Raw genomic sequence first — 24,784 nt, 5'->3', positions numbered from 1 at the left:
CTTCCTTTCTTCAGGCGGCCTGGCCCTGGGGGGCGGCCATGCCGAAGTCTTCCGGGTAGTGGTCAAGTGCCGAGAGCACCGGATACGGCGTCATGCCGCCCATCGCGCACAGGCTGCCGTGCAGCATGGTGTCGCACAGATCGCGCAGCAGATGCACCTGCTGCATGCGGTTCTCGCCACGCACCACACGATCGATCACCTCCACGCCGCGGGTGCTGCCAATGCGGCAAGGGGTGCACTTGCCGCAGCTCTCGAGCGCGCAGAACTCCATCGCGTAACGGGCGAGCGCCGCCATGTCGGCCGTGTCGTCGTGCACCACGACGCCGCCGTGGCCGACCACCGCGCCGAAGGCCGCATAGGCCTCGTAGTCCAGCGGTGTATCCCACTGGGATTCGGGCACATAGGCACCGAGCGGGCCGCCCACTTGAATCGCCTTCACCGGCCGGCCGCTTCGGGTGCCACCGCCGAAATCGAACACCAGCTCGCGCAGCGTCAGGCCGAAGGCCTTTTCCACCAGACCCCCGCGGCGGATGTTGCCCGCCAGCTGAAACGGCAAGGTGCCGCGCGAGCGGCCCATGCCGTAGTGCTGATAGAACGCCGCGCCACGCGCCAGGATCAGCGGCACGCTCGCCAGGCTGATCACGTTGTTGACGACGGTCGGTTGGCCGAACAGGCCTTCCAGGGCCGGCAGCGGCGGCTTGGCGCGCACGATGCCGCGCCTGCCTTCGAGGCTCTCCAGCATCGCAGTCTCTTCGCCGCACACATAGGCCCCGGCCGCCTTGCGCACCTGCAGGTGAAAGGCCTTGCCACTGCCCCGCACATTCGCACCCAGGTAGCCCGCATCGGTGGCCAGCCGAATCGCCTCACGCATCACGGCCACCGCATGCGGGTACTCCGAGCGGATGTAGATGTAGCCCTCCGTCGCCCCCACCGCGAGGCCGGCGATCGCCATGCCTTCGATGAGCATGAAGGGGTCGCCCTCCATCGTCATGCGGTCCGAGAAGGTGCCCGAGTCGCCCTCGTCGGCATTGCAGACCACGTATTTCTGCGCTGCCGTCGCCTGCTGCACGGTGCGCCACTTGATGCCCGCCGGAAACGCCGCGCCGCCACGGCCGCGCAAGCCGGAGTCGAGCACCTGCTGCACGATCGCGGCGCCGTCCATCGTCAGCGCACGCTCCAGGCCCTGCCACCCTTCATGGGCGGCGTAGTCGGCCAGCGACAGCGGATCGGTGACACCCATGCGGGCAAAGGTGAGCCGCTCCTGACGCGCCAGGTAGTCGATCTGCTCGGTGATCCCCAGTCGCAGGGGGTGCTCAGCACCCTGCAGCAGCCCCGCGTCCAGCAGGCCGGCCACGTCGTCGACAGACACCGGACCGTAGGCCACCCGGCCGGCCGGCGTTTCCACCTCGACCAGCGGTTCGAGCCAGAACAGGCCGCGCGAGCCATTGCGCACCACCTTCACCGCCTGGCCGCGCGCCGCGCCACCGTCGGCCAGCGCCTGGGCCACCTCGTCTGCGCCCACAGCCAGGGCCGCCGAGTCGCGAGGCACATAGATCGTAACGGGCGTCATGCCACCTCCTTCACGCCGGCCAGCAGGCTGTCAAGCCGTTCAGGCGTCACCCGGGCGTGCAGGCGATCGCCAATCTGGATGGCCGGTGACGAGGCGCACAAGCCCAGGCAATAGACGGGCTCCAGCGTCACCGCGCCGTCGGCGCGGGTGTCGTGGCGCGCGCAGCCCAACACCTGCTCGGCGCGCTTGAGCAGGTCTTCGGCCCCACAGGCCTGGCAGGCCTCGGCGCGGCACACCTGCACCACCGTGCGCCCCGCCGGCTCGCGGCGGAAGAAGTGGTAGTAGGTCAGCACGCCATGCACCTCGGCGCGCGAAAGGTTCAGTGCGCTGGCCATCGCCGGTACGACGTCGTCAGGCACATGGCCCAGGGCGTCCTGCACTGCATGCAGCAGGGGCAACAAGGCGCCCTTCTGCCCGCGGTGCTCGGCAATCAGCGCCGCCACCCGGTCGTGGGTCTCGGCAGAACTCGTGGTCGGCTTCATGAATGAATGGCCCTCGGCCCGAAGATCAGTGGAAAAGCTTGCCGGCGGTCTGCAAGGTGCGGTAGACGCCCCACGCCAGCGGAATGCCCACGGCCAGCCACGCGGCCACCACGAAGACCATTGGCGTGCGATGGAAGGTCATCGTGCCCGGCCCCACCGCCGTTTCGATGGCGCGGTCATGCGCCAGGCGTTTTTCTTCGGCCAGCTCGGCGTCGGACATGAAATGCTTGTCGGCGACGGGCCGCACCATCAGGTTGCAGATGAGGCCCACCACCAGCATGCCCACCAGGATGTACATGGTCTGGTTATAGACCTGTTCTCGAGGAATGCCCAGGCCGAGTTGATAGTCGCGCATGTAGTTCACCACCACCGGGCCCAGGATGCCGGCCGTGGCCCAGGCAGTGAGCAGCCGGCCGTGGATGGCGCCCACCATCTGCGTGCCGAACAAGTCCGCCAGATAGGCCGGCACGGTGGCGAAGCCGCCGCCATACATGCTGAGGATCACGCAGAAAGCGGCCACGAACAGCAGCGTGCTGCCGGCCGCGGCGCTGCCGGGCACGCTGAAGTAGAGCCCCGCGCCGAGCACGAAGAACACCACGTAGGTCAGCTTGCGGCCCAGCTTGTCCGACAGGCTGGCCCAGAAGAATCGCCCACCGATGTTGAACAGGCTGAGCAGCGCGGTGAAACCGGCGGCCACCCCCGCAATGGCGGTGAGCTGCGCCTTGTCGAGCTCGCCGAACTTCTTGGCTACGCCGATCAGGCTGCCACCGAACACTTCCTGCAGCATCGGGCTGGCCATGCCGATCACGCCGATGCCGGCCGACACGTTCATGCACAGCACCATCCACACCAGCCAGAACTGCGGGATGCCCCAGACCCTTTTCACGTGAACATGGCGGCTGGTGATCATCGCGTTGCTGGCCTGGGCAGCCGGCGGCGTCCAGCCTTCAGGCTTCCAGCCCGAAGGCGGCACGCGATAGCCCAGCGCGCCGCCCATCATGAACACGAAGTAGACCAACGCCATCACGACGAAGGTCTGCATCACGCCCACATCGGTGGGCGTGGCGAAGGTCTTCATCAGCTCGGCCGCCAACGGTGAGCCGATCATCGCCCCGCCGCCGAAACCCATGATGGCCATGCCGGTGGCCATGCCGCGCCGATCAGGAAACCACTTGATCAGCGTGCTCACCGGCGAGATGTAGCCCAGGCCCAGCCCGATGCCACCGATCACGCCCGAGCCGAGCAGCATCATCCAGAACTGGTGGAACTTGATGCCCAACGCCGAGATGAGCATGCCGCCACACCAGCACACCGCGCTGACGACACCGGCCTTGCGCGGGCCGGCGCGCTCGAGCCATCCACCCCAGATGGCGGCCGAGCTGCCCAGCAGCACGAAGAACATGGTGTACATCCAGCCCAGCGTCGAGATCTTCCAGTCGCAGGTGGAGACGAACAGCTCCTGGAAGAAGCCCACGTCGGCCGCGCACTTGACCGGATCCTTGATGCCGATCGCCTTCGACAGCGGCAGCCAGAACACCGAAAAGCCGTAGGCCATGCCGATGCACAAGTGGATCGCCAGCGCGGCCGGCGGCACCAGCCAGCGATTGAAGCCGGGTGGCGCCACGATCCGTTCCTTGGACAGGAACCCTGCATCCGCAGAGGTGGCCGCAACGGCCCCCGCATTCATCACCGACGACATCCAGTCTCCTTGTAGTGGCTGGCAACAATCCGGCGGACAATCCGGGCCAGCAGATTTCAGCATGCATCCTCACGGCGTTTGCGCAGGCGCGCAATATGCTGTTTCCGGGCCGATGCACTGGCAGTCCGCTTCCTAAGCATTGACCCTGATGAAGCAGGTTTCCATCCGCCCGGTCTGGACGATCCAGGATCCCAATGGCCCGCCACTTCCCGCCCGGTTGATCGAGCTGCTGGTCCAGGTGTCCGAAACAGGCAGTCTGCTGCTGGCCGCCCGCTCGATGGGCTTGTCCTACCGCCGCGCCTGGGATCTCGTGCGGCAGGGCGAGCAGTTGTTCGAAGCGCAGCTGTTGATGATGGAACGCGGTCGCGGCTCGACGCTCACCGATCTGGGGGCGCGCATCGTCTGGGCCGACAAGCGCATCCACGCCCGGCTGAAGCCCTCGCTCGAATCGCTGTCCTCGGAGCTGGCCGAAGAGTTGGGCGATGCGCTGCGCGAAGCCCCATCGGCACTGCGCATTCACGCCAGCCATGGCTTTGCCATCGAGCGGCTGATCGAACGGCTGCGCCAGGACGGCCTGAAGCTGGCCTTCAACTACGCCAGCAGTTCGGCCGCCGCCGCCGCCCTGCGCGAAGGTGATTGCGATGTGGCCGGCATGCACATCCCGCTGGGCGCGATGGAGCAGACCGCCGTCGAGCACTATCGGCCCTGGCTGCACGGCATGCCGCTGACGCTGGTGGACATCGCCACCCGTCGGCAGGGTTTGATGGTCCGCCCTGGCAACCCCAAAGAGCTCTACTCGCTCGCAGACCTGGCCCGGCCGCACGTGCGGTTCATCAACCGCCAATCGGGCTCAGGCACCCGCCTGTTGCTGGAAGGCCTGCTGAAGGCGCAGGGCATCGCGACGACCCAGATTGCCGGCTTCGAACAAGGCGAATACACCCACGCCGCCGTGGCCGCCTACGTGGCCAGCGGCATGGCCGATGTGGGCTTCGGCCTGGAACCCCCGGCACGCCATTTCAAGCTCGACTTCGTGCCCATCGCGTTCGAGCGGTACTTTCTGCTGTGCCGTGACGACGTGATGGACACGCCAGCACTGCACGCGGTGCTCGCCACCTTGCGCGATCCCGATTTTCGGCAGCACCTGGCGGACTTGCCGGGCTATGACCCCCGCGCCGCTGGCACCGCAACGCCACTGATCGAAGCCTACCCGGCGATGCAGAGCCAAGAGGGCTGAACTCTTCAGCGCACGGCTGCAGTCCCTTCGCCGCGCTCGAAAAAATCATTTGTATCACTTAAGCCTCTCGACCGAGGCTGACGCTTTGCTGCGAAATATCACCGCTTTCATCACACAAAGGCAGCGTCGGATCATCTTTCCTATCACTTTGATCATTTGTCGGCGTACATTGATGCCAACAGACGCTGCCTGATCGCTACTTCAGCCGGGCAACTCTGGTCGCACCAACCAAGGAGCCGGAAATGTCCCTCGTGATGAAGAATCGGGAAGCCTTCAATGGCCACCGCCCGCTGCCAACTGGCGCGCCTGAGGCTGCCACCAGGAACATCAGCCGCGACGCGGAAGCCAACCGCCGCAAGGCCCGTACGGTCGCCAAGCAGCAACAAGCGGCGGAACGGGTGGCCAGCGCCAGTGCCGAATTGGCGGCCGGTATCAATGAGGCCGCGTCGGCCGCGGAAGAGCTCAAGCGCGCCTCCGACCAGATCGCCAGTGGCGCTGAAGAAGCTGCCGGTGCGGCCCAACAATCGCTGGCGGCAATCACCCAGATCAATGGCGCCCTGGGTCGCCAACTCGGTGCCTGCCAGGCCGCCCAAAGCAAGGCGGAGGCAATGCGCGATCTGGCCGGACAGATCAATCAGGAAGTGTCCGCCACCATCGACGCCGTCGGCGTGGCCGCGGACCGACAGGCCAACTCGGTCAAGATGGTTGCCGAGCTGGAGCGCCAGGCCGCCAACATCGGCGACATTGTCAAAGCCGTAGCCCGTATCGCCGATCAAACCAATCTGCTTGCGCTCAATGCAGCGATCGAGGCTGCCCGAGCCGGACAGCACGGCAAGGGCTTCGCCGTAGTGGCCGACGAGGTACGCACGCTGGCCGAGACAAGCGAGAAGAGCGCCAAACAGATCCAGGATCTGGTGGTTCAGATTCAGGCCGAGGTGAAGACGATCGCCGGTGGAATCAACGACTCCGCAAGCACGATTCAAACTGAGGTTGAGAAGAGCCAAGTCATCATCGACCAGCTCGAACGCATTCGCAACGACGCCGCTGACATCGTCTCTGGCGCTGCGCAGATCGCCTCAGCGGCTACGCAAAGCAGCACGGCGGCGCAACAGGCACTCAAAAGCGCCGAGCAAATCGCGGCAGCCGCCACCGAGCAGAGCTCCGCATGCGAAGAGTCGGCCAAGACGATTGAAGAACAGGCCGCAGCGCTGGCCGAGTGTGAACAGACAGCCGCGAATCTGTCGGAAATCGCTGACGAGCTGAAGAATTCGACGGACATCGCAAAGAGCGCCGAAGAAGTCGCGTCCGCGGCAGAGGAACTGTCGAGCACAGTGCAGGAGATCACGCGGGCAGCCAGCCAAGTCATGATCGCCCTAGACCAGATCAGGAAGGGCGCCCAGGCTCAGGCGCAGGCCACGGCCGAGTCCGCCGCCGCGATCACGCAGATTGGCAAAGGGGCCGAAGTCTCGCAACAGCGAGCCAATCAGGCGCGAGACCGCGCGAACGGGATTCGCAGCTTGATGGGCGAAAACAAGCAGCACATTGACACCCTCGTCGCCAGCATTGGCAAAGGCGTTGATGCCACCCGGGTCAGCATGCAGCAGATCAAGGAGCTGGAACTCGTCAGCCGCAAGATCGACAAGATCGTCGATGCCATCACCCAGGTTTCTGTGCAGACGAACATGCTGGCGGTCAATGGCAGCATTGAAGCCGCACGTGCCGGCGAATATGGCAAGGGCTTCGTCGTGGTGGCCACAGACATTCGGAATCTGGCGCACGACTCGGCTGAAAACGCCGATCGGATCAAGGATTTGGTCAAGAGCATTCAAGACCAGATTGCCTTGGTAGGCCGAGACCTGGCCGAAATCATGTCGGCAGCCCAGTCCGAAGTGGAGAAAACCCGAAGCATCACGGTGAATCTTCAGCACATGGAACGTGACGTGGGCGAGGTGGAGCGGGGCAACTTGGATGCGGCCGCCACGGCTGCCGAGATCGTCGCCGCACTGTCCCAAGTCCGCACGGGCGTCGATCAGATCTCTGCAGCTGCGGCGCAATCCGAGAAGGCGGCAGAGCAAGCCGCCGCGGCCGCCAAGCAACAGTCGCAGGGCGCTGACGAACTCAGCGCTGCGATCGAGGAAATCTCGTCACTCGCCGACGAACTGCAAAGTAACTGATTCGCGAGCCGAACGGATCGGGGAACCAAATGACCCACGCCAACTTGGATTTGCTGGCTCCGGTCGAGTCGGACCAGCAGTTCGTCAGCTTCGAATTGGCCGGCGAGAAGTTCGCGGTGCCGATGGGGCCCGTCCAGGAAATCATTCGACTGCCAGAAGTCGCTCGACTTCCGCTGGCACCGCATGCGCTTCTCGGACTGTCCAACCTTCGCGGCCGAGTTTTGCCGTTGATGAGCCTTCGCAGGCTGCTCGGATTGCCCGATCAGGATCACGGCGATGCATCACGGGCACTGGTCATCCACTGCGGACAGGCGCTCGGGTTCTTGGTGGACCGGGTGTGCAGCGTCGTGCAGGTCGAACCTGGCCAACTGCAGCCGGCGCGAAGCCTGGGAAACCTGGTCAGCTTGGACTCGTTGTCCGGTCTGATTCGCCGGCCCGGTGACGACGGGCAGGACGATCTGCTGATGGTGCTCGACTTTGCCCAACTGGTACGCCATGCCTTTGCGTCCGTGTCCACGGTCGAAATCGGCGGCAGCACCACGCAGACATCCGACCACGCGTTGGCGAAGCCGAGTGAACAAGCCGGCGCGATGGACGCCGAATTGCGATTAGTCAGCTTCACGGTCGACGCGCAGGAGTACGGCGTGCCCATTGAAGAGGTGCAGGAGATCGTGCAACTGCCCGAGCGAATGACCACGTTGCCGCAGTCTCCCCCCCACATGCGAGGTGTCATCACCCTGCGACAACGACTCCTGCCGCTGGTGGACCTGCGCAGCCTGTTCGAGCTTGACACGCAACAGCACGACGAGCGGCAGCGGATTGTCGTCGTAACAGGTCACGGTTGCGGTCCGATCGGATTGATCACCGATTCGGTCAAGGAGGTCATCAGCGTGCCTCAGGCGCTGGCCAACGCCGTACCGGAATTGCTGGCTCGCGACGGGCAACTGGCGGAATTCGACGCCATCTGCCGGCTCGACGAAGGGCGTCGGCTGATTTCGGTGCTATCCACGTCGCGCCTGCTCGGCTTGCAATCCGTGCGTGAAGCCGCCGCCGCCGCGCAGCAATGGAGCGATACGGCAGACCGCAATGACGACGCATCCCATCCGGAGAATGAGATGACTTCCAACGAATCCGCGACCGACACCCGGGAAGACCTTCAGTTGGTGGTTTTCCGGCTGGGGGCCGAAGAGTTTGGCGTGCCAATCACCTGCGTGCAAGAGATCGTGCGGGTTCCCGAGACGCTAACTCGCGTACCTCGGACCCCCGACTTTGTCGAAGGGGTGATCAACCTGCGCGGCGCGGTGCTTCCGGTCATTGATCAACGTCACCGGCTCGGACTACCGCCGGTGGCGCGCCACGACCGGCAACGCATCATGGTCTTCGCCCATGGCGGCAGCCGAACCGGCTTCATCGTGGATTCGGTGGCTGAAGTCTTGCGTGTACCGGCCTCCTGCTTGGCGCCGGCGCCCGATGTCAGCGGTGATCAGGCGAAGTTGATTCCCCAGGTGGCTCGATTGGGCGACGGCAGCCGTCTCGTCCTGCTGATCGACCCTGTCCAGTTGCTCACTTGGCAACACCACATGGCAACCCAGCAATCGGACGAGGCGACACAGCCCGGATTGCCTCTGGCTGCGTGAGGGGCCAGCATGGTTGCGCCAACAACTACCGGAAAGCGAGTGCTGATCGTCGATGACTCAGCCCTGATGCGCAAAGTCTTGCGCCAGGTGTTGAGCGACGCTGGATTCGAAGTGGTGTCCGCACGCAGCGGCGGAGAAGGCGTGGCGATGGTGCGCGACTTCCGCCCCGACGTCATCACGCTGGACATCAACATGCCCGAGATGGACGGCCTCACCGCGCTGTCACTCTTGATGACGGAGCATCCCACCCCAGTGGTGATGGTGTCCTCACTGACGCAGCAAGGCGCCATGAGCACGCTGGAGGCGCTTGCCCTCGGCGCGGTCGACTATGTCACCAAGCCCGGCGGAACGATCTCTCTGAATCTACGCCACATCGCCGACGAGTTGGTGAGAAAAGTTCAAGCCGCCAGTCAGGCTCAGGTTCGTGGCGACGCCCGCCGTGCACCACTCCGGCAGGTAAGACCGACCGGGCGCAAGCCTGCCTCAACCAATCTCGCACCGCAACGGCCAGCCGTCGCGCACAGAAGCGGCCAGCCTCCTGGCTTGGTTCTGGTGGGTGTCTCCACCGGCGGTCCCCGCACTCTCGAAGACGTTCTGCCATTCCTGCCCGCCGACTTTCCTTGGCCCGTCCTCGTGGTCCAGCACATGCCGGCGCATTTCACTTCAGCATTCGCCCGGCGCATGGACCAGATGTGCGAGCTGCAGGTGCGTGAGTGCGACGGCCCGATGCCGCTGCAGGCCGGTCAGATCGTCATTGCCCAGGGAGGGCGAGATCTCGTCGTGGCCGAGCGCCTTGGGCGCTTGGTGGCGCAACCGATTGCGGAATCACCTGCCCATCCGTGGCATCCGTGTGTCGATGTGCTGGTTGACAGCGCCCTGCGCCAAATGCCGGCGGATCGGTTGGTCGGCGTCTTGCTAACTGGCATGGGTGACGACGGCGCGGCCAGCATGGCACGGCTTCGGGCCCAAGGCGGACACACCATCGCCGAGTCCGCCGAGACCGCCGTGGTGTTTGGTATGCCGCAAGAGCTGATCGCCAGACAGGGGGCAGAGGTGGTTCTGCCGTCGGATCAAGTGAGCGCGCAATTGTTGCGCTGGGCCAAGCTGCACTGAGCGAGAGGACATCATGGGACTTCGCAAAACGCCACCTACTCCACTTCACCAGGTCCAGGACCGGGAGCATCCACGAGACCTGGAAGGTCTGATCGAGCAGCTCGACAGTAGCAACAGCACCCTGAGGCGTTGGGCGGCGCGTGATCTTGCCAATCATCCGCCAGCTGTGTCCGCATTGGGCGAGGCGCTGGCCCGCGAGGCCGATACGTCAGTCCGGGAGGCGCTGTTCACCAGCCTCAGCGCCATCGCAGGCGAGAGTGCCGTCCGCGCCCTGCTTCCTCTGTTGCGAAGCGAGCAAGCCCCGCTGCGCAACGGCGCGATCGAGGCCCTGGCGGCGATGCCCGACGATGTCGCGCCGTCGATCTCAGCGCTTTTGAACGACCCAGACGTCGACGTTCGTCTGTTCACCGTGAACCTGATGGGCGAACTGCGTCATCCGAGCGTCTGCACATGGTTGGTTCAGGTACTGCGTGCTGAATCGCAGATCAACGTGGTAGCCGCCGCGATTGAAGTGTTGACCGAAGTAGGCGGCTCGGCGGAAAGACCTGCCCTGCTGGAGGTGCGCTCCAGGTTCGAAGACGACCCGTTCCTGGTGTTTGCGGTCGATCTGGCGCTTTCTCGAATCGAGGCGACATGAACCACGCATTGTCATCGTCGCCATCCCGATCGTGTCGAACGATCGGCGACGCGGATTTCTACAAGTTCAGAGAGTTTTTCCATCGGAAGACAGGAATATTCTTTGACGACAACAAACGCTACTTCGTCGACAAACGGCTGCTCGAAAGGATAGAGGCGACGCGTGCGGACGATTTCCGCAGCTATTTCATCAGTCTGCGGTTTGAACACGACGGCAAAGAGCTGCAGCAACTGGTCAACGCGATGACAGTCAATGAAACCTACTTCCTTCGCGAGAGCTACCAGTTCGATTGCATGACCCGAGACCTGCTCGGAGAGCTGATTCGGCACAAACCGCGCGGAGAAAGAATCCGCATCTGGTCGGTGCCGTCGTCCACCGGCGAAGAGCCGTATTCGATCGCCATGCAATTGCTCCAACAGTGGCCTCTGATCGATTCGTACGACGTCGAGATCCTCTCGTCCGACATCGACACCACCGTTCTGCAGGCGGCGCAGCGCGGCATCTACAGCGCTCGATCCGTCGCCAACGTGCCACGTCCGTGGCTGGATCGCTATTTCACCAAGCTGGCAGACGGGCAATGGGCGATCTCCCGCGAGTTGGTCGCGGCTGTCGAGTTCAGTCAGGTAAACCTGAGCGATCCCGCCGATACACGGCGGTTCCGCGATATCGACATCGTCTTCTGCAGAAACCTTCTCATCTACTTCGACGACATGTCGAGGCGGGTGGCTGCCGAAGCGCTGTTCGACGCCCTTCGGCCAGGCGGCTTTGTTTGCCTGGGGCACTCGGAATCGATGAGTCGCATCACTTCCCTCTATCGCGTCAGACGATTTGCCGACGCGATGGTCTACCAGAAACCCTTGGATGGGGAGGCGCCATGACGGGCCCTGCGCGCATCTTGGTGGTCGACGATGCGGCCACCGTACGCCTGTATCACCGCAAGCTCTTCGGTGACGCCGGTTGGGAAACGGACGAGGCCATCAACGGCGTCGAGGCGCTCGAAAAGGTCGCCGCGGCCAACGCCGGGCGCCCATTTGATCTCTTCGTGGTGGACGTCAACATGCCCAAGCTGGACGGCTACGGATTTGTACGAGAGCTGCGGCGACTGGCACCCGATCTACAGGCCCCCGTGATGATGGTCTCAACCGAAGCCCAGCTCCACGACGCACGCGCCGCGCAGGACGCCGGCGCCAACTGCTACCTGGTCAAGCCGGCAAGGCCCGCAGAGCTCGTGCTCAGCGCCGCCTTGTTGCTGGCAGATGCGCCTGCTGCTACACGCGCCGCCGCGTCACATATTTCATCGGGGGCCAAGCGATGAACAGCACGTCCGACATCCTGGAGCAATTCGTCGTCGAGGCGCGTGAGTGCCTGGAGACGATTGGACAGCGTTTGCTCGACATCGAGCGCTTCCCGCAAGATCCGGCGCTGCTGAACGAGTTGTTTCGCTCGGTGCACACGCTCAAGGGCAACTGTGGCCTATTTGAATTCGGCGCTCTCGAGCGGGTCGTTCACGCTGCCGAAGACATGCTCGACCGGGTTCGCTCCGGCGAGCTGCCATACAGCGGCGAGATGGCAGACAGCCTCTTGTCCGCCATGGATTTCAGCGTCGAGATGATCGACGCCATCGCCGTGGATGGCCAACTGCCTGCCTCTTGCGACACCCGATCGCATCAGTTGGCCGGTGATCTTCGGAGGTTCATGTCCCGCGGCTCGGTGCCCGAGATGGGCGCAGCGGACACCACCTCGACTGGCCACACCGGTGGCGCGGCTGGTGGCGCGGCGGCCGAAGCTGGCGCAAATCTCGATGCCTCATGGCTGAACGAAGTGCCGCCGCACTGGCAGCAAGACGGCGGCGCGTGCATCGTTCGCTACACGCCGGAGCCGGAGTGCTTTTTCAAAGGCGAGGACCCGTGGGCCATGGTTCGGCAGACGCCCGGGCTGCGCGAACTGCGACACAGCGAGCCCGCCGATTGGGGCGAAGTTGATCAGTTCGACTGTTATGTCTGCCGCGTGGGGTTCCTCATACTGAGCGATGCGCCCAAGTCTGTTCTGGAACACCATTTCCGCTATGTGCCCGAGCAGTGCCGATTCCACGATGTGGTTGGCGCACAGGACGAGTCGGCAGAAGCTGCGCAGAAGCTGGTTCACGACCGGGCCTTCGCGCTGTGGCAGGACCAATTGGCCGTGCTGAGTCGTGGCGGGAATACCGCCGGAACGGTCGCCAGCGTTGCCCAGGTTCTCACGCGGCTTCTACCCGTACTGCGCGCCGCACGCGGGGCCAGCATCGATGCGCCCATCCCGCCGGTACCTGACCCGCGGGCGGGTGCGGTCGCGTTGTCTAACTGGGCGAATCTGGTGGAGCCCGGCACGGCGTCGTCGACAGCCATTGACACCAGTCTCGCCCAGGTCACTTCCGTCAAGACGACGACGATTCAGGCCGACGACATGTCGGTGGTTGACCGTTCCACGCAGCGCGTGCTGAAGGTGGCGCAGGACAAGATCGACCGCCTGATGGATTTGATCGGCGAGATGGTGGTCGCCAAGAATGCGCTCCCCTACCTCGCACAGCGAGCCGAGGCGCACTTTGGCCAGAGAGAGTTGGCCCGCGAGATCAAGAATCAGTATGCGGTCATCAACCGTATCGCGGAGGACATGCAACACGCCATCATGCAGGTACGCATGATGCCTATCGGCACGGTCTTCCAGCGTTTCAGTCGGCTGGTGCGTGACACCTCGAAGCGGTTGGGCAAGGAAGTGCAGCTGATCGTCGAAGGTGAGGACACCGAGGCCGACAAAAACGTCATCGAGTCTCTCGCGGACCCGCTGATCCACATCCTGCGCAACAGTCTCGACCACGGCATCGAGCCGCCGGCCGAGCGCAGCGCGGCAGGCAAGCCGGCCGTGGGGACTCTGCGCGTCAGCGCCAGCCATGAGGGAGATCGGGTGATCATTGATATCGCCGATGACGGGGCTGGCGTCGACACCACCCGCGTGCGACAAAAGGCCGTGGAGCGCGGCCTGATCCCCGCCGACCGCGTCGATGCACTCACCGACACGGAGGCAGTGCAACTGATATTCCTGCCCGGCTTCTCGACGACGGACAGCATTTCGGACCTGTCCGGCAGGGGCGTTGGCATGGACGTCGTTCGAACCGCTGTCGAGCGGGTCAATGGTCAGGTGAGCCTGAGCAGCGTTCGTGGACAAGGCACACGCATCCGCCTCTCGCTGCCGTTGTCGATGGCGGTCACCCACGTGATGATGGTCCGCGCTGCGGGATGCCGCTTCGGTGTTCCCATGGATCTCATCGTTGAAACCGTTCGCGTGCCGGCGCAGCAGATCCACTGCTTCAAACAGGCGCAGACGGTCGTACTGCGAGGGCGCGTCGTTCCGCTGCGGCCTCTGAACTCTCTGCTTTCTCTCGAGCAGCCTCCCCGCGTCAACGCGGACGGTGAGCACGCCGTGTTGGTTCTGCGCTCCGGGGCTGAGCCGGTGGGCCTGGTGGTCGACGAGTTCGACGGTACTTGCGACATCATCCTTCGCCCGATGGAAGGCGTGCTCAGTGGGCTGCCGGGCTTTGCCGGATCGGCATTGATGGGCGATGGCAGTGTTTTGATGATTCTCAACCCGAAAGAGCTGTTGTGATGGGCATTCACTACCTCAAGACGGTCGCCAAATTCGAGGGTCACATCGGCCCTGACGACGCGGAAACGCTCGCATCCTGGCTGCGTGAGAAGCCTCGTCGCCAGGTGGATCTGGCTCATTGCGAGAACGTGCACGCCGCTGTGCTTCAGACGCTGCTCGCGCTGAAGCCCGGGATCAAGTCCAAGCCGGCCGATCGATGGCTCTGCCAAGCATTGGAACAGTCGGCAACACCTTCACCAAGGAGCGGGTCATGAGCAAGAAGATTTTGTTGGTCGATGACTCGGCAACGATGCTCATGAGCCTGAGCAGCACGCTCCAGATGAGCGGCTTTACCGTGGAGACCGCCACCGATGGCGCCTCCGCGCTGGAGCGGCTCGCTGCTGGCCTGAAGCCCGATCTGATCATCACCGACATCAACATGCCGCGTATGGACGGCCTCGAATTGATTCGCGAGGCAAGGCGCCTCGTTCGATTCACACCTATCTTGGCGCTTACGACCGAGAGTCAGCAGAACAAGCGAGACGAAGCCAAGCGAAACGGCGCCACAGGATGGTTGGTCAAACCCGTCGGGGGCAATGACCTGCTGAAGGTGATTCGTCAACTGTTGCCGGCTGCTCACGCCTGAAACGGAGTGAACCATGCATCCTTCGCCGAGAGTCTCGAAAGCCAACCGCCTGGCCGAAGCCATCTCTCATCACGCCCGGGGGCTGGTCGCGATCGCATTGCTTCTGGCCGTAGCCGTCTCGGTCGAGCTGATCACGCCCGGGGATGCGTGGACATCCCTTCCCTACTGGGGTGTTCTGGCCGGCTTGGCCACCGGCTACAAGCTTCGCGACTGGACCGCACGCTGGGCTCGGCCAAGCCCTGACTCAGCGACCTTTCCCGCGGCCCTGGTGACGCAGGACATTTCATCGCTTCAGCAGGCATTCGGAGTCTTGACCCAGCAAGTTTGCGCCACCATCCAGACCTCAGAGACTGCCGTGATGAACATGGGAGAGCGCCTCACGCGGGTCCATCGGGAAACAGGCGGCCTGCATCAAAAGATCGTGGCGGCAGTCGACCGCTCCGAGCAACTGTCCGCAGAGTCTCTCAGCCAGGCGGATCGACACGCCTGCGCGGTATCCCAACTGGCCCAGCACCAGCTCGCCTTTGAACGCACGCGCCAGAGCCTGCTTGATCGCGTGCGCGCCTCGGCTGATCAAGTGCGACGCCTCACGCCATTGGCCGAGATGATTGGCAGCATCGCGCGTCAAACCAACCTGCTGGCGATCAATGCTGCCATCGAATCGGCACGCGCGGGCCCTGAAGGCGCGGGTTTCAAGATCGTAGCCGCCGAGGTCCGGCGCTTGTCGACCCAAACCGCGGAGACGGCGAAGCAGGTCATGGAAGGCATTGACGAAGTGGCGCGCGGCATCGACCACGAAGCCGGCCAATTGGAGATCAGCATGGGCGAGGGATCATCTGCCCAATTGGACGAGATCGCTCGCCACATTCAATCGATGAGCCGCACGCTCGGCGAGGTCGTGCCCTATTTGAACGAGCTGTCCGTCGAAATGGACGCCGGTGTCGAGCGGATCACCTCCGACATCATCGACACCATGGGCGACATGCAATTCCAAGACATCAACCGCCAATTGCTCGAACAGATCAATAACGCGTTGTGCAGCCTGTCGACGCACTTTGCGCAACTCTACCAACTGATCGACGGCCAGGCGCCACCGCCGCCCGTTCAGTTGGAAGAGCTGCTTCAGCTGTGGACCAAGGACTACGTGATGCACGCCCAGCGCGTGGCCCATTCCCTGGCCGCCGGCCAGCGCCGCGATAGCGGCGAAGTCGTCAGCCTGGAGCCGGCTCGGCCGATGGAGCTGGCCGTGATGCACGGCCCCCGCATCGAAATGTTCTGAACCGGGCGGGAGAACGCATGTACGAGCTGCCGTTGACTGGTCTCGTCTTGGGTGGCGGTGGTGCGCGGGCAGCGTACCAAGTGGGGGTGCTGGCCGCCATCGCAAGGCTTCGAAAAAAGCACCTGCCTGAGCGCTCAATTCAGCGAAATCCCTTCGGCATCATCACTGGAACATCGGCGGGCGCCATCAATGCCGCCGCATTGGCCTGCCACGCAGACGACTTTGATCAAGGGATCCAGCGCCTCGTCGACACCTGGTCAAATTTCCACGCAGAGCAGGTCTATCGCTGCGACATGCTGAGCTTGATGGGCAACGGCGCTCGCTGGATGGCGCTGCTGTCCATGGGTTGGGCACTTCGCCGATGGCGCCCTCGGTCCCTGCTCGACAACACGCCTCTGGCATCGTTGATACGTAGGCTGATTCCCATGCATCGCTTGCCCGTCATGCTCGCCCGTCGACATCTGCAGGCCTTCGGCGTGACTGCGTCAAGCTACAGCAACGGTCACCATGTGACCTTCTACCAAAGCCGCACCGCCACGGCACCTTGGATACGTTCCCAGCGATTGGCCCTGCCAGCCACCATCGTTCATGACCATCTGCTGGCTTCATCGGCGATTCCCTTCATCTTTCCGGCGACTCGGCTTCATCATGACGGCCGCGGCGCCTGGTATGGAGACGGCTCGATGCGTCAAACAGCGCCGCTGTCGCCCGCCATCCATCTGGGCGCGAGGCAGCTGGTCATCATCGGTGCTGGCCGGATGAGCGAGCCGCAGTTGCCGACCGACGACGACCCCCGCTATCCGAGCCTGGCGCAGGTCGCCGGGCACAGCCTGTCGAGCATCTTTCTCGATGCCTTGGCCACCGATATCGAACGCATGGAGCGCATCAACCGGACGCTTCGGTCGCTTCCACCCTCGATTCGGCAAGAGCAGACGCTGCGCCCCGTAGATGCTCTGGTGGTGTCGCCGAGCGAGCGGCTGGACGACATGGCCACCGACCACATCGCCAGCCTGCCAAAGCCCGTACGCCTGCTGCTTCAAGCGTCCGGGGCGCGCCAAGGCGAGCGCCGCGGCGCGGCCCTGGCCAGCTACCTGCTGTTCGAGCGGGCATACACCCGTGCATTGATCGACCTCGGGGATCGAGACGCGATGCAACAGCAGGACCGCATCGTGCAATGGCTGCAACCGTCGGAATTCGTTCGGGCTCGAGACGTGAAAGCAGAAGTCCACAACCAACCCGCATCAGTGGACTGACCGTCCACCGCGGTCAACGTCACCAAAGTGCCCTCTCACCAAGATGCCTTAGGAGCCCTTCCCTCATGTTCTCCACTTTCAAATCGCGCCTCATCGGCATCTTGGTCGTCATCAACGGCGCTGTTCTGGTGCTCGGCGCCAGCTCGTTCTATTTCCTTGGCGCAATCGGACATCGGCTTGAGACCTTTACGCAAGGCATCTACCACCGCCTCGAGATCGCTACTCGTCTGCGGGAAGTTGCCGACGATCGGGCCATCGCGGTGCGCAACCTGGCGCTGCTCACTGACGCCGCTTCCCGCCAAAAGACCCTGGACGCATTCGAGCAGGCGCAACGCGAGACCACGCGGGCCTTGGATGAACTGAGACTCGCCGTCAAGCAGGCCGCTGCCCCGGTGGAGGTGATGCAAAGCATCGAGCGCATTGCCCAGGTCGAGGCCAAGTACAGCCCGGTCGCCGCGCAAATCGTCGAGCAACTCAAGACAGGCGCCAAAGACGAAGCCATCGCTCGCATCGAAAAAGAGTGCACGCCGACCTTGCTGGCTCTCACCACGGCAATCCACGACTACATGGACCTCACCGAGCGCCGCACCCGCGACTACGTGGAAGACACCGCCGTCGCGGCGGCCTGGCAACGAATGGCCATGGTGATCACCGCCCTCGCCACCCTCGGTCTCTCGGCCGCGTTGGGCTACCTGCTGTGGCGCAACGTGAATCGCACACTGGGCACCGAGCCGGAGCGGCTCACGCAATATCTGGGCTCTATGGCTCACGGAAATCTGACCGCCTTGGGCGACGAACATCAAGTGCAAGCGGGCAGCCTCTTGGGTGCGATGACCGTGATGCAAGAGCAGATGCGCAATGTGGTGGAGAAGGTGCGGCAAGCCAGTGATTCGATCGCCACCGGCTCGAACCAGATCGCCAGTGGCAACGCGGACCTCTCGCAGCGCACCGAGCACCAGGCGAGCAACCTGCAAAAGACCGCGTCAGCAATGCTGCAGATGAACCGGTCGGTCGATCACAACGCCCAAAGCGCGATGACGGCATCGACCCTCGCCTCGGCCGTCAGCACGGCAGCGGCGAATGGCAGCGAGGTGATGCAGCGCGTGACCGACACGATGAACGAGATCCACCGTAGCTCGGCCAAGATCAGCGACATCATCGGTGTGATCGACGGCATCGCATTCCAGACGAACATCCTCGCGCTCAATGCGGCCGTCGAGGCGGCTCGCGCCGGTGAACAGGGGCGCGGCTTTGCGGTGGTCGCCAGCGAGGTTCGATCGCTGGCGCAGCGCTCGGCCGAAGCCGCCAAGGAGATCAAGTCGCTCATCTCGACCAGTGTCGAGCGCGTGGATGCCGGCACCTCACTGGTCGGCGAAGCCACCCAATCGGTGGGCAACATCGTCCACGAAGTGCGCCGCGTGGTCGATCTGATCCACGAGATCGGTCACGCAGCCCAGGAGCAATCGGCGGGCATTGCGGCGGTGTCCACCTCGGTCACCGAGTTGGACCAAAGTACCCAGCAGAACGCGGCGCTGGCCGAGCAATCGGCCGCGGCGGCGGACAGCCTCCGCATGCAATCCGAAGAGTTGGCCGCGGCGGTGAGCTACTTCAAGGTCTGATCAGGAGTGAACGTCCCAGGTCGGCGCCAGCTCTTGCAAGTGGCGCATGAAGGCCTGGGCGATCGGCGACAACCGACGCCCCTTGAGCCACAGGACCGACCATGACGAGGGCACCGGAAAGTGCTGCACCCGCAGCACGGCCAGACCTTCCTGAGCGGGGTTCTCCGCCATCGCGTGGCGCGACACCAAGCCCAGGCCCAGCCCACCCGCCACGGACTGCTTGATCGCCTCGTTGCTGCCCAGCTCCAGGCGGATACGAGGCTTCAGCCCCAGCCGGGCAAAGTGCTCATCGGTGGCCATGCGGGTGCCCGAGCCCAGCTCGCGCAGGATGAAGGCCTCTCGCTGCAGCGCACTCGATGACACCCGGGTCCGCTGCGCCAGCGGATGGTTCAACGATGAGATGACCACCAGCGGGTTGGCGAGAAAGTGCTGGCCATCGTGGGGCAGGTCTTGAGGTGGCATCGAGAGGATGTAGAGGTCGTCCTCGTTGGCCCGCATGCGCGCCACCACCCCGTCACGGTTGAGCACCTGCAGCGAGATATCCAGCCGCGGGTGCACCTCGCAGAAGCGGCCGAGCATGCGGGGGATGAAGTACTTCGCCGTGCTCGCCACGCACAGACGCAGCCGCCCGTGGCTCAGGCCCTGGTGCTCGGCGATGCGCTGTTCAAGGGCCTCCCACTCCGAGAACATCGCCCGGCTCGACTCGACCACCATGCGCCCCACCTCGGTGAGGAAGATGCGCTTGCCCACCTGTTCATACAGCGGCAGGCCGATCGAATCCGCCAGTTCCTTCAGCTGCATGGACACGGTGGGCTGGGTGACGTGGCAGGCACGCGCCGCACCGGTGACGGAGCCGGTTTCAGCGAGCGCCACCATCAAGCGGAGTTGCCGAAAGGTGGCATGCATCGGTGTTCTCGATGGACAGGATAAGAACTATTGATTTTCCTTGATTCACCGTCACACCTACGATGCCGGCCCATGAATCCCCTGCTCGACCCTGCCCTTCTGTTTTTCGTGCTCGGCCTGCTCGCGGGCGTCGTGAAATCCAATCTCGAAATCCCACCTGCGCTGTCGCGCTTCCTCTCGCTGTACCTGCTGATGGCCCTGGGCCTGAAAGGCGGATTCGCGCTGGCGCAGTCCGGCTTCACGCCGGCGGTGCTGGCGTCTCTCGGCGCCGCCGCCGCGCTGGCGGTGATCATTCCCCTGCTCGACTGGCAGTGGCTGCGCCGCGTGCTGCCGCCGATGGACGCGGTGGGCGTGGCCGCCACCTACGGCAGCGTGAGCGCCGTCACCTTCGTGACCGCCAGCCACATCCTGGAATCGCAAGGCACCCCCGCGGGCGGCCACATGGCGGCCGCGATGGCCCTGATGGAATCGCCCGCGCTGATCATCGGCATCCTGATGGCCAGCTCGCTGAGGGCGGCGTCCGCCGCGGGCGCGACGACGGGCACCACCGGCGGCGGCGCCATGGTGCTCAGTTGGCCCGGCTCCACCGGCTTGCGCGGCTCAGGCATCGCCCATCACCTGCGCGAGGCCTTGACGGACGGCGGCACGGTCTTGCTGCTGGGCGCCCTGGTCGTCGGCCTGCTCACGGGTGATGCCGGCGCCGCCGCCATGAAACCGTTCACCGGCGACCTGTTCAAGGGCTTGCTGGCGTTCTTCCTGCTCGACATGGGCCTGCTCACCGCACGCCAGCTGCCGGGCTTGCGCACCATGCCGCGCGCGATGTTCCTCTACGCGGTGGGTGCGCCACTGCTGCACGCGGCCCTGGGCATTGGCCTGGCCTGGGCGCTGGATCTGGCGGCGCCGGATGCGGTACTGCTGGCCGTGCTGGCGGCCAGTGCGTCGTACATCGCGGTGCCCGCGGTGCTGCGGCATGCCGTGCCCGAGGCGCGGCCTGCGCTCTACGTGGGCCTGTCGCTCGGCATCACCTTCCCCTTCAACCTGCTGGTGGGCATTCCGCTGTACCAGGCCGCAGTGGCCCGCCTGTGGGGTGCGGGCTGACGGCGGGCGGGCCGCCATATTGACGAGTGGCCTGTAACGCCTAAATCGGAAGCGGCTGCCGTCGCGATACGGCACACACTGCGGCGTTGCGAATGCTCGCGATGCCACGAGGCATCGCTGTGCTTCGCGCCTTGCATTGCATACCGTCTCGCACCGTCCTCTACTCCCATTTGAACGTTACAGGCCACCAGCCGGCGGCTCGTAACGCCAACACTGGGCGGACTGGGTGCCCACCGCATCTGAAGCGCCGGTGAATCCACCCAGCACGATGATGGCGCCACCCACGGCCACCGCAGCCAGGCCATGCACGGCCAGGGGCATGTCAGGCAGCACCGTCCAGGTGCCATCCACTGCAGAGAGCCGGGTGACCGAGGCGCGAACGCCACCGGGGGTGCTCTCGCCCCCGAACGCATACAACCGTCCCGACAAGCTCACCGCGGCCAGGCTGGCGCGGGGCTGAGGCAAGGCCGGCCCGGCGCTCCAACGATCGGCCGCCGGGTCATACACCTCGCAACTGGCCAGGCTGGTCTGGTCGTTCGCGCGGATGCCCGGTGCCCGACCTCCCACCACCACGATGCGGCCATCCAGCACCGCCGCTGCGGCGGCGTTGCGCGCCGTGGCGATCGGCGCTGCGCTGGTCCAGCTGTCGGTTTCCGGGTCGTAGATGTCGTGGCTGGCCAGCGAGGCACTGGCGCTGTTGCTGTAGTTCCACCCGCCGATCAGGTGCAGGCGCCCATCCAGTACGACACTGGCCGAGGCAAAACGGACCGAGGGCGCGGGCCGGCGCGGCGACCAGGTGCCGCTGGCCGCGTCCCAGGCGCTGTGTGCCGTCTGCGCCTCGCCACCCACCGCATGCACCCGGCCCGCCAGCGCCTGCACCGAGACGTTGTCCGTGCCCCGCGGCAGCGGCGCGCCGGTGCGCCATCGGCCGGTGGCGGTGTCGAGCAGCAGCGAGGTGCGCAGGGTGTCGTACCCGCCCGCCGTGACCAATGTGGTGCCTACCGCAGCGGCGCCGAATTTCGCCAACGCGGTGGGCATGTCGTCCAGGCGGCTCCAGCCCTCCGGCGGCGGCGGTGGCGGAGGGGGTGGGGGCGGCGGTGAAGCCGCCGCGTCACCACCGCCACCGCCGCAGGCGGCCATCAGGGCGGCGGAGAGCGTGAGGAGCATGTGGCGGCGGTCGGTCATGAAGCGGGTCCGTCATCCGCCATGCCCGGCCACCGAGACGGGGCCGTTCCAGCAGGCGGGCCCTGCCATGAGACCGGCGGCAGCGAGCGACGGCAAGACGGCGCCTATCCGATTCCCATCCACGCCATGTCAAAAAGTTATTTCATGAGCAGCGACAACCACTTGCGGCAGACTCTTCCACCGCGCTGGGAGCCGACATCGGCGCGTCAGCGCCACCGCATCAGGTCGGCCACATGGCTGTTGGCCACCTCCACCCACACCGAATCCGGCCCGTCCAGCTCGAACCGCGCGCGCTCGGGCAGGCCCCCCAAGGCCTGGCTGGCCAGCATCTGGCGCTGCCCCGTGCGCAGATCGACACGCCGCCAGATGTCCCGGTCGCTGCGCACGAGCGCCGTGATCGACGAGCCGGCGAGCCGCCAGTCAACCAACTCCTCGCCCGGACCGGCCACGTCAACGGGTTGTTCTCGGCCCGCCCCGGGCCCGCTCATGGCCCGCCAGCGCAGGCGCCTGTCGCCCCGCGGCTGGTAGACAAAGCCGCTGCCATCGGCCAGCCATTGCACTGATCGGCCGGGTGGCTGGTCGGTCTCCAGCATCTGCGGTGCTCCGCCATCCACCGGAAAGCGCCACAGCCGCCAGGGGCCGCCCCGATCGCTCGCCACCCACACGTCAGCCGATCGCGGGTGCCAGGCTGGCTCGCCGTAGGCCGCCGCATCCGCCGCCAGGGGCTGCAGGCCGCTGCCATCAGCGCGGATGACGCACAGCCCCACCCGACGACCGGGCCCGCACGGGCCGATGAAGGCCAGCCGATCGTCCGCCGCCGACCAGGCGGGGGCCTCCACCAGACCAGACAACGAGGTGATGGCGTGCGCCCCGGCCCCATCGGCCGAGGCCAGCCACAGTTCCTGCGCCCCGGTGCGGCGCGACACGAACGCAATGCGCCTGCCGACCGAATCAGGCCTGGGCCAACGATCGGAAACCACCGCCTGCCCGATGCGCACCGGCGCGCCACCCCATGCCATGCGCGCGATGCTCACGTGGGTGCGGATCAGCGCGTAGACCAGGCTGCCGTCGCGCGCCCGTGAAGGCGCACTGCCCTCGAGGCCGAGCGGCACCACCTGGCCGGTCGCGCGGTCCCAACGCTGAAGCACTCGGGTGTCCTGCAGCGTGGTCGAAAAGATCAAGTCGCGGCCGTCTGCGCTGTGCGTCAGGCCGTGGGCGAATTGCAGTTTCAGGCGGGTGAGCCTGACCGGCTCGCTGCCGGGCTGCCATTCATAGATGTCGCGCGTTCCGTCGGCCGGGTCCTGCCGCATGAAGGCGAGGCGACGGCCGTCTGGCGACCAGCTGGGCTGGTGGTCGGCCATCGCCGCGGGCGGGGCGGTGGTCAGTCGCTGCAAGCCTGTGCCGTCCGGCGCGATGCTGAAGAGCCCGCCCGCGCCGTCACGCTCGGCACTGAAGACGATGGCGCGACCATCCGGCGACCACGCCAGCGCCGGTGTCATCAGCGGTGCGCAGCGCGCCAGTTCACGGGCGGGTGGGTCGCCACCCGCCTCGACCGACATCCCCTGAAGCCACAGACGGCAACCGCCATCGGCCTGCAGCGCCGTGAACGCCAGGCGATGCCCATCGGGCGCCCAGTCCACGCTGCTGACATCGCCATGACCCGGCGACACGGCTTGCGGGCTGGCTCCCGGCTGATCCAACCGACGCAGGTGCAACTCGCCCACACCCCGGCCACGCCACCAAGCAAAAGCGAGCTGACGCCCATCAGGCGACAAGGCGCCCAGGTATTCCACCCCCGGGTCCATCGTCAAAGGCACCGGCGTGGGCGCAGCGACCATGGGCCCCTTTTCAGCTGGCGTCACGGCGCCGCTCATCGGCGCGTCGTCCCGCCATGAGATGCTGACCCAGACCGCCCCGCCGGCCAGCAGCAAGAACAGGGCAGCGCCCCAGACCGCAGCACGACGACTCGCGGGAAGCTTGGCAACGGCTCTGCCCGGCTCGGCAGGCAGCTCGGCGGCTTTTACCTCCTCGTCAAGGCGGCTCGATGGCGCGTCGGCCGTGGCACTCGACCTGGCGTCGATCGGTGGTGACTCGACCGGCTCGGCCAGCAGGCTGACCGGCGCGATCAGGCGATAGCCCTTCTTGGCGATCGTCTCCACGTACTGCGGCGCGTCAGGGTCGTCCCCCAAGGCCTGGCGGATCGTCCATACCGCCGTGTTGATCGCCTTGGGCGCCACGAAATGGTTGCCCGCCCACACGGCCTGCACGATGTCGTCCCGGCTGACCGTCTGGCCCGCATGGCGGGCCAGCAGCACCAGCAACTCCATCGCCTTGTGGCGCAAGGCCCGCACCTCGCCCTCACGCTGCAGGCGATTACCGCCCACATCGACACGCCAGTCGCCCAATGTGAAGCCGCCCAGCCAAGGGTCACGGGGTGCATTCGAGGAAGGCGGCATCGACACGCGGCCAGACAGAGTTGGGTTGCCGCGAGCATGCCTGAGCGGGCCCCCGGTGCCCATGCGAGCTTGTCCGCGTGGTCGGCCTCCCTCCGTGCGGCACCGGCTCGAGAGCCTCCTTCACGGCTGTGAAGAGTACGGTGGGGCACGTGAAGAAACTCTCACGCCACCTTCACGC

20 protein-coding genes are annotated in these 24,784 nt (G+C 65.3%); 14 read left to right on the top strand and 6 right to left on the bottom strand.

Annotated features, from left to right (window positions below; all coding sequences use genetic code 11):
• Positions 1–10: 10 nt before the first annotated feature.
• From AACH06_RS23995 to AACH06_RS23985, 3 genes are read right to left on the bottom strand one after another with little or no spacing between them, the layout of a single operon-like run.
• Positions 11–1,570 carry a formate dehydrogenase beta subunit gene (locus AACH06_RS23995; protein WP_341428325.1) on the bottom strand — a complete coding sequence of 520 codons (1,560 nt, stop codon included), beginning with the start codon at positions 1,568–1,570 and terminating at the stop codon, positions 11–13.
• Positions 1,567–2,052 (bottom strand): formate dehydrogenase subunit gamma, encoded by a 486-nt coding sequence (locus tag AACH06_RS23990; protein WP_341428324.1) that lies wholly within the window; start codon positions 2,050–2,052, stop codon positions 1,567–1,569. The genes AACH06_RS23995 and AACH06_RS23990 overlap by 4 nt, the downstream gene beginning before the upstream one ends.
• A gap of 25 nt (positions 2,053–2,077) precedes the next feature.
• On the bottom strand, positions 2,078–3,751 hold the full coding sequence (locus AACH06_RS23985; protein ID WP_341428323.1) for an OFA family MFS transporter: 1,674 nt from the start codon (positions 3,749–3,751) through the stop codon (positions 2,078–2,080).
• Between the two features lie 148 nt (positions 3,752–3,899).
• Between AACH06_RS23985 and AACH06_RS23980 the strand changes: the two genes are divergently transcribed.
• The 13 genes from AACH06_RS23980 (at position 3,900) to AACH06_RS23920 (ending at position 18,961) form a co-directional block, all read left to right on the top strand.
• Positions 3,900–4,985, top strand: coding sequence for a substrate-binding domain-containing protein (locus AACH06_RS23980; protein ID WP_341428322.1), 1,086 nt, complete (start codon positions 3,900–3,902; stop codon positions 4,983–4,985).
• Positions 4,986–5,227: 242 nt separating this feature from the next.
• Positions 5,228–7,159: a methyl-accepting chemotaxis protein gene (locus AACH06_RS23975; RefSeq protein WP_341428321.1), complete on the top strand. Its 1,932-nt coding sequence runs from the start codon at positions 5,228–5,230 to the stop codon at positions 7,157–7,159.
• Positions 7,160–7,188: 29 nt separating this feature from the next.
• On the top strand, positions 7,189–8,796 hold the full coding sequence (locus AACH06_RS23970; RefSeq protein WP_341428320.1) for a chemotaxis protein CheW: 1,608 nt from the start codon (positions 7,189–7,191) through the stop codon (positions 8,794–8,796).
• A 39-nt stretch (positions 8,797–8,835) separates the two neighbouring features.
• Complete coding sequence (gene cheB / locus AACH06_RS23965) at positions 8,836–9,909, top strand: chemotaxis-specific protein-glutamate methyltransferase CheB (protein ID WP_341428319.1); 1,074 nt, start codon at positions 8,836–8,838, stop codon at positions 9,907–9,909.
• A 13-nt stretch (positions 9,910–9,922) separates the two neighbouring features.
• Complete coding sequence (locus AACH06_RS23960; RefSeq protein ID WP_341428318.1) at positions 9,923–10,546, top strand: HEAT repeat domain-containing protein; 624 nt, start codon at positions 9,923–9,925, stop codon at positions 10,544–10,546.
• A complete protein-coding gene (locus tag AACH06_RS23955; RefSeq protein ID WP_341428317.1) occupies positions 10,543–11,424 on the top strand; it encodes a CheR family methyltransferase in 882 nt (293 codons plus the stop codon). The genes AACH06_RS23960 and AACH06_RS23955 overlap by 4 nt, the downstream gene beginning before the upstream one ends.
• On the top strand, positions 11,421–11,861 hold the full coding sequence (locus AACH06_RS23950) for a response regulator (protein ID WP_341428316.1): 441 nt from the start codon (positions 11,421–11,423) through the stop codon (positions 11,859–11,861). Before AACH06_RS23955 ends, AACH06_RS23950 begins: the two co-directional genes overlap by 4 nt.
• Positions 11,858–14,185 carry a chemotaxis protein CheA gene (locus tag AACH06_RS23945; protein WP_341428315.1) on the top strand — a complete coding sequence of 776 codons (2,328 nt, stop codon included), beginning with the start codon at positions 11,858–11,860 and terminating at the stop codon, positions 14,183–14,185. The genes AACH06_RS23950 and AACH06_RS23945 overlap by 4 nt, the downstream gene beginning before the upstream one ends.
• Complete coding sequence (locus tag AACH06_RS23940; RefSeq protein WP_341428314.1) at positions 14,185–14,439, top strand: hypothetical protein; 255 nt, start codon at positions 14,185–14,187, stop codon at positions 14,437–14,439. Before AACH06_RS23945 ends, AACH06_RS23940 begins: the two co-directional genes overlap by 1 nt.
• Positions 14,436–14,810: a response regulator gene (locus AACH06_RS23935; RefSeq protein WP_341428313.1), complete on the top strand. Its 375-nt coding sequence runs from the start codon at positions 14,436–14,438 to the stop codon at positions 14,808–14,810. Before AACH06_RS23940 ends, AACH06_RS23935 begins: the two co-directional genes overlap by 4 nt.
• A 13-nt stretch (positions 14,811–14,823) precedes the next feature.
• Positions 14,824–16,089 carry a methyl-accepting chemotaxis protein gene (locus AACH06_RS23930; RefSeq protein WP_341428312.1) on the top strand — a complete coding sequence of 422 codons (1,266 nt, stop codon included), beginning with the start codon at positions 14,824–14,826 and terminating at the stop codon, positions 16,087–16,089.
• Between the two features lie 17 nt (positions 16,090–16,106).
• Complete coding sequence (locus AACH06_RS23925) at positions 16,107–17,342, top strand: patatin-like phospholipase family protein (protein ID WP_341428311.1); 1,236 nt, start codon at positions 16,107–16,109, stop codon at positions 17,340–17,342.
• A 65-nt stretch (positions 17,343–17,407) separates the two neighbouring features.
• Entirely contained in the window at positions 17,408–18,961 is a 1,554-nt protein-coding gene (locus tag AACH06_RS23920; RefSeq protein ID WP_341428310.1) for a methyl-accepting chemotaxis protein, read from the top strand.
• Here AACH06_RS23920 and AACH06_RS23915 read toward each other — a convergent pair whose 3' ends face one another.
• On the bottom strand, positions 18,962–19,867 hold the full coding sequence (locus AACH06_RS23915; RefSeq protein WP_341428309.1) for a LysR family transcriptional regulator: 906 nt from the start codon (positions 19,865–19,867) through the stop codon (positions 18,962–18,964).
• Positions 19,868–19,939: 72 nt separating this feature from the next.
• Here AACH06_RS23915 and AACH06_RS23910 point away from each other — a divergent pair, with 72 nt between their 5' ends.
• On the top strand, positions 19,940–20,965 hold the full coding sequence (locus AACH06_RS23910) for a sodium-dependent bicarbonate transport family permease (protein ID WP_341428308.1): 1,026 nt from the start codon (positions 19,940–19,942) through the stop codon (positions 20,963–20,965).
• A gap of 177 nt (positions 20,966–21,142) precedes the next feature.
• On the opposite strand, the gene AACH06_RS23905 is transcribed toward AACH06_RS23910, so the two are convergent.
• Together AACH06_RS23905 and AACH06_RS23900 are read right to left on the bottom strand one after the other, a co-directional pair.
• A complete protein-coding gene (locus AACH06_RS23905) occupies positions 21,143–22,150 on the bottom strand; it encodes a Kelch repeat-containing protein (protein ID WP_341428307.1) in 1,008 nt (335 codons plus the stop codon).
• Between the two features lie 206 nt (positions 22,151–22,356).
• Positions 22,357–24,606, bottom strand: a complete 2,250-nt coding sequence (locus tag AACH06_RS23900; RefSeq protein ID WP_341428306.1) for a winged helix-turn-helix domain-containing protein — start codon at positions 24,604–24,606, stop codon at positions 22,357–22,359.
• Positions 24,607–24,784 lie beyond the last annotated feature (178 nt).

It is taken from the genome of Ideonella lacteola, from assembly GCF_038066555.1.
Lineage (GTDB): Bacteria > Pseudomonadota > Gammaproteobacteria > Burkholderiales > Burkholderiaceae_C > Ideonella > Ideonella lacteola.
This window is presented reverse-complemented; position numbering and strand designations above follow the sequence as displayed.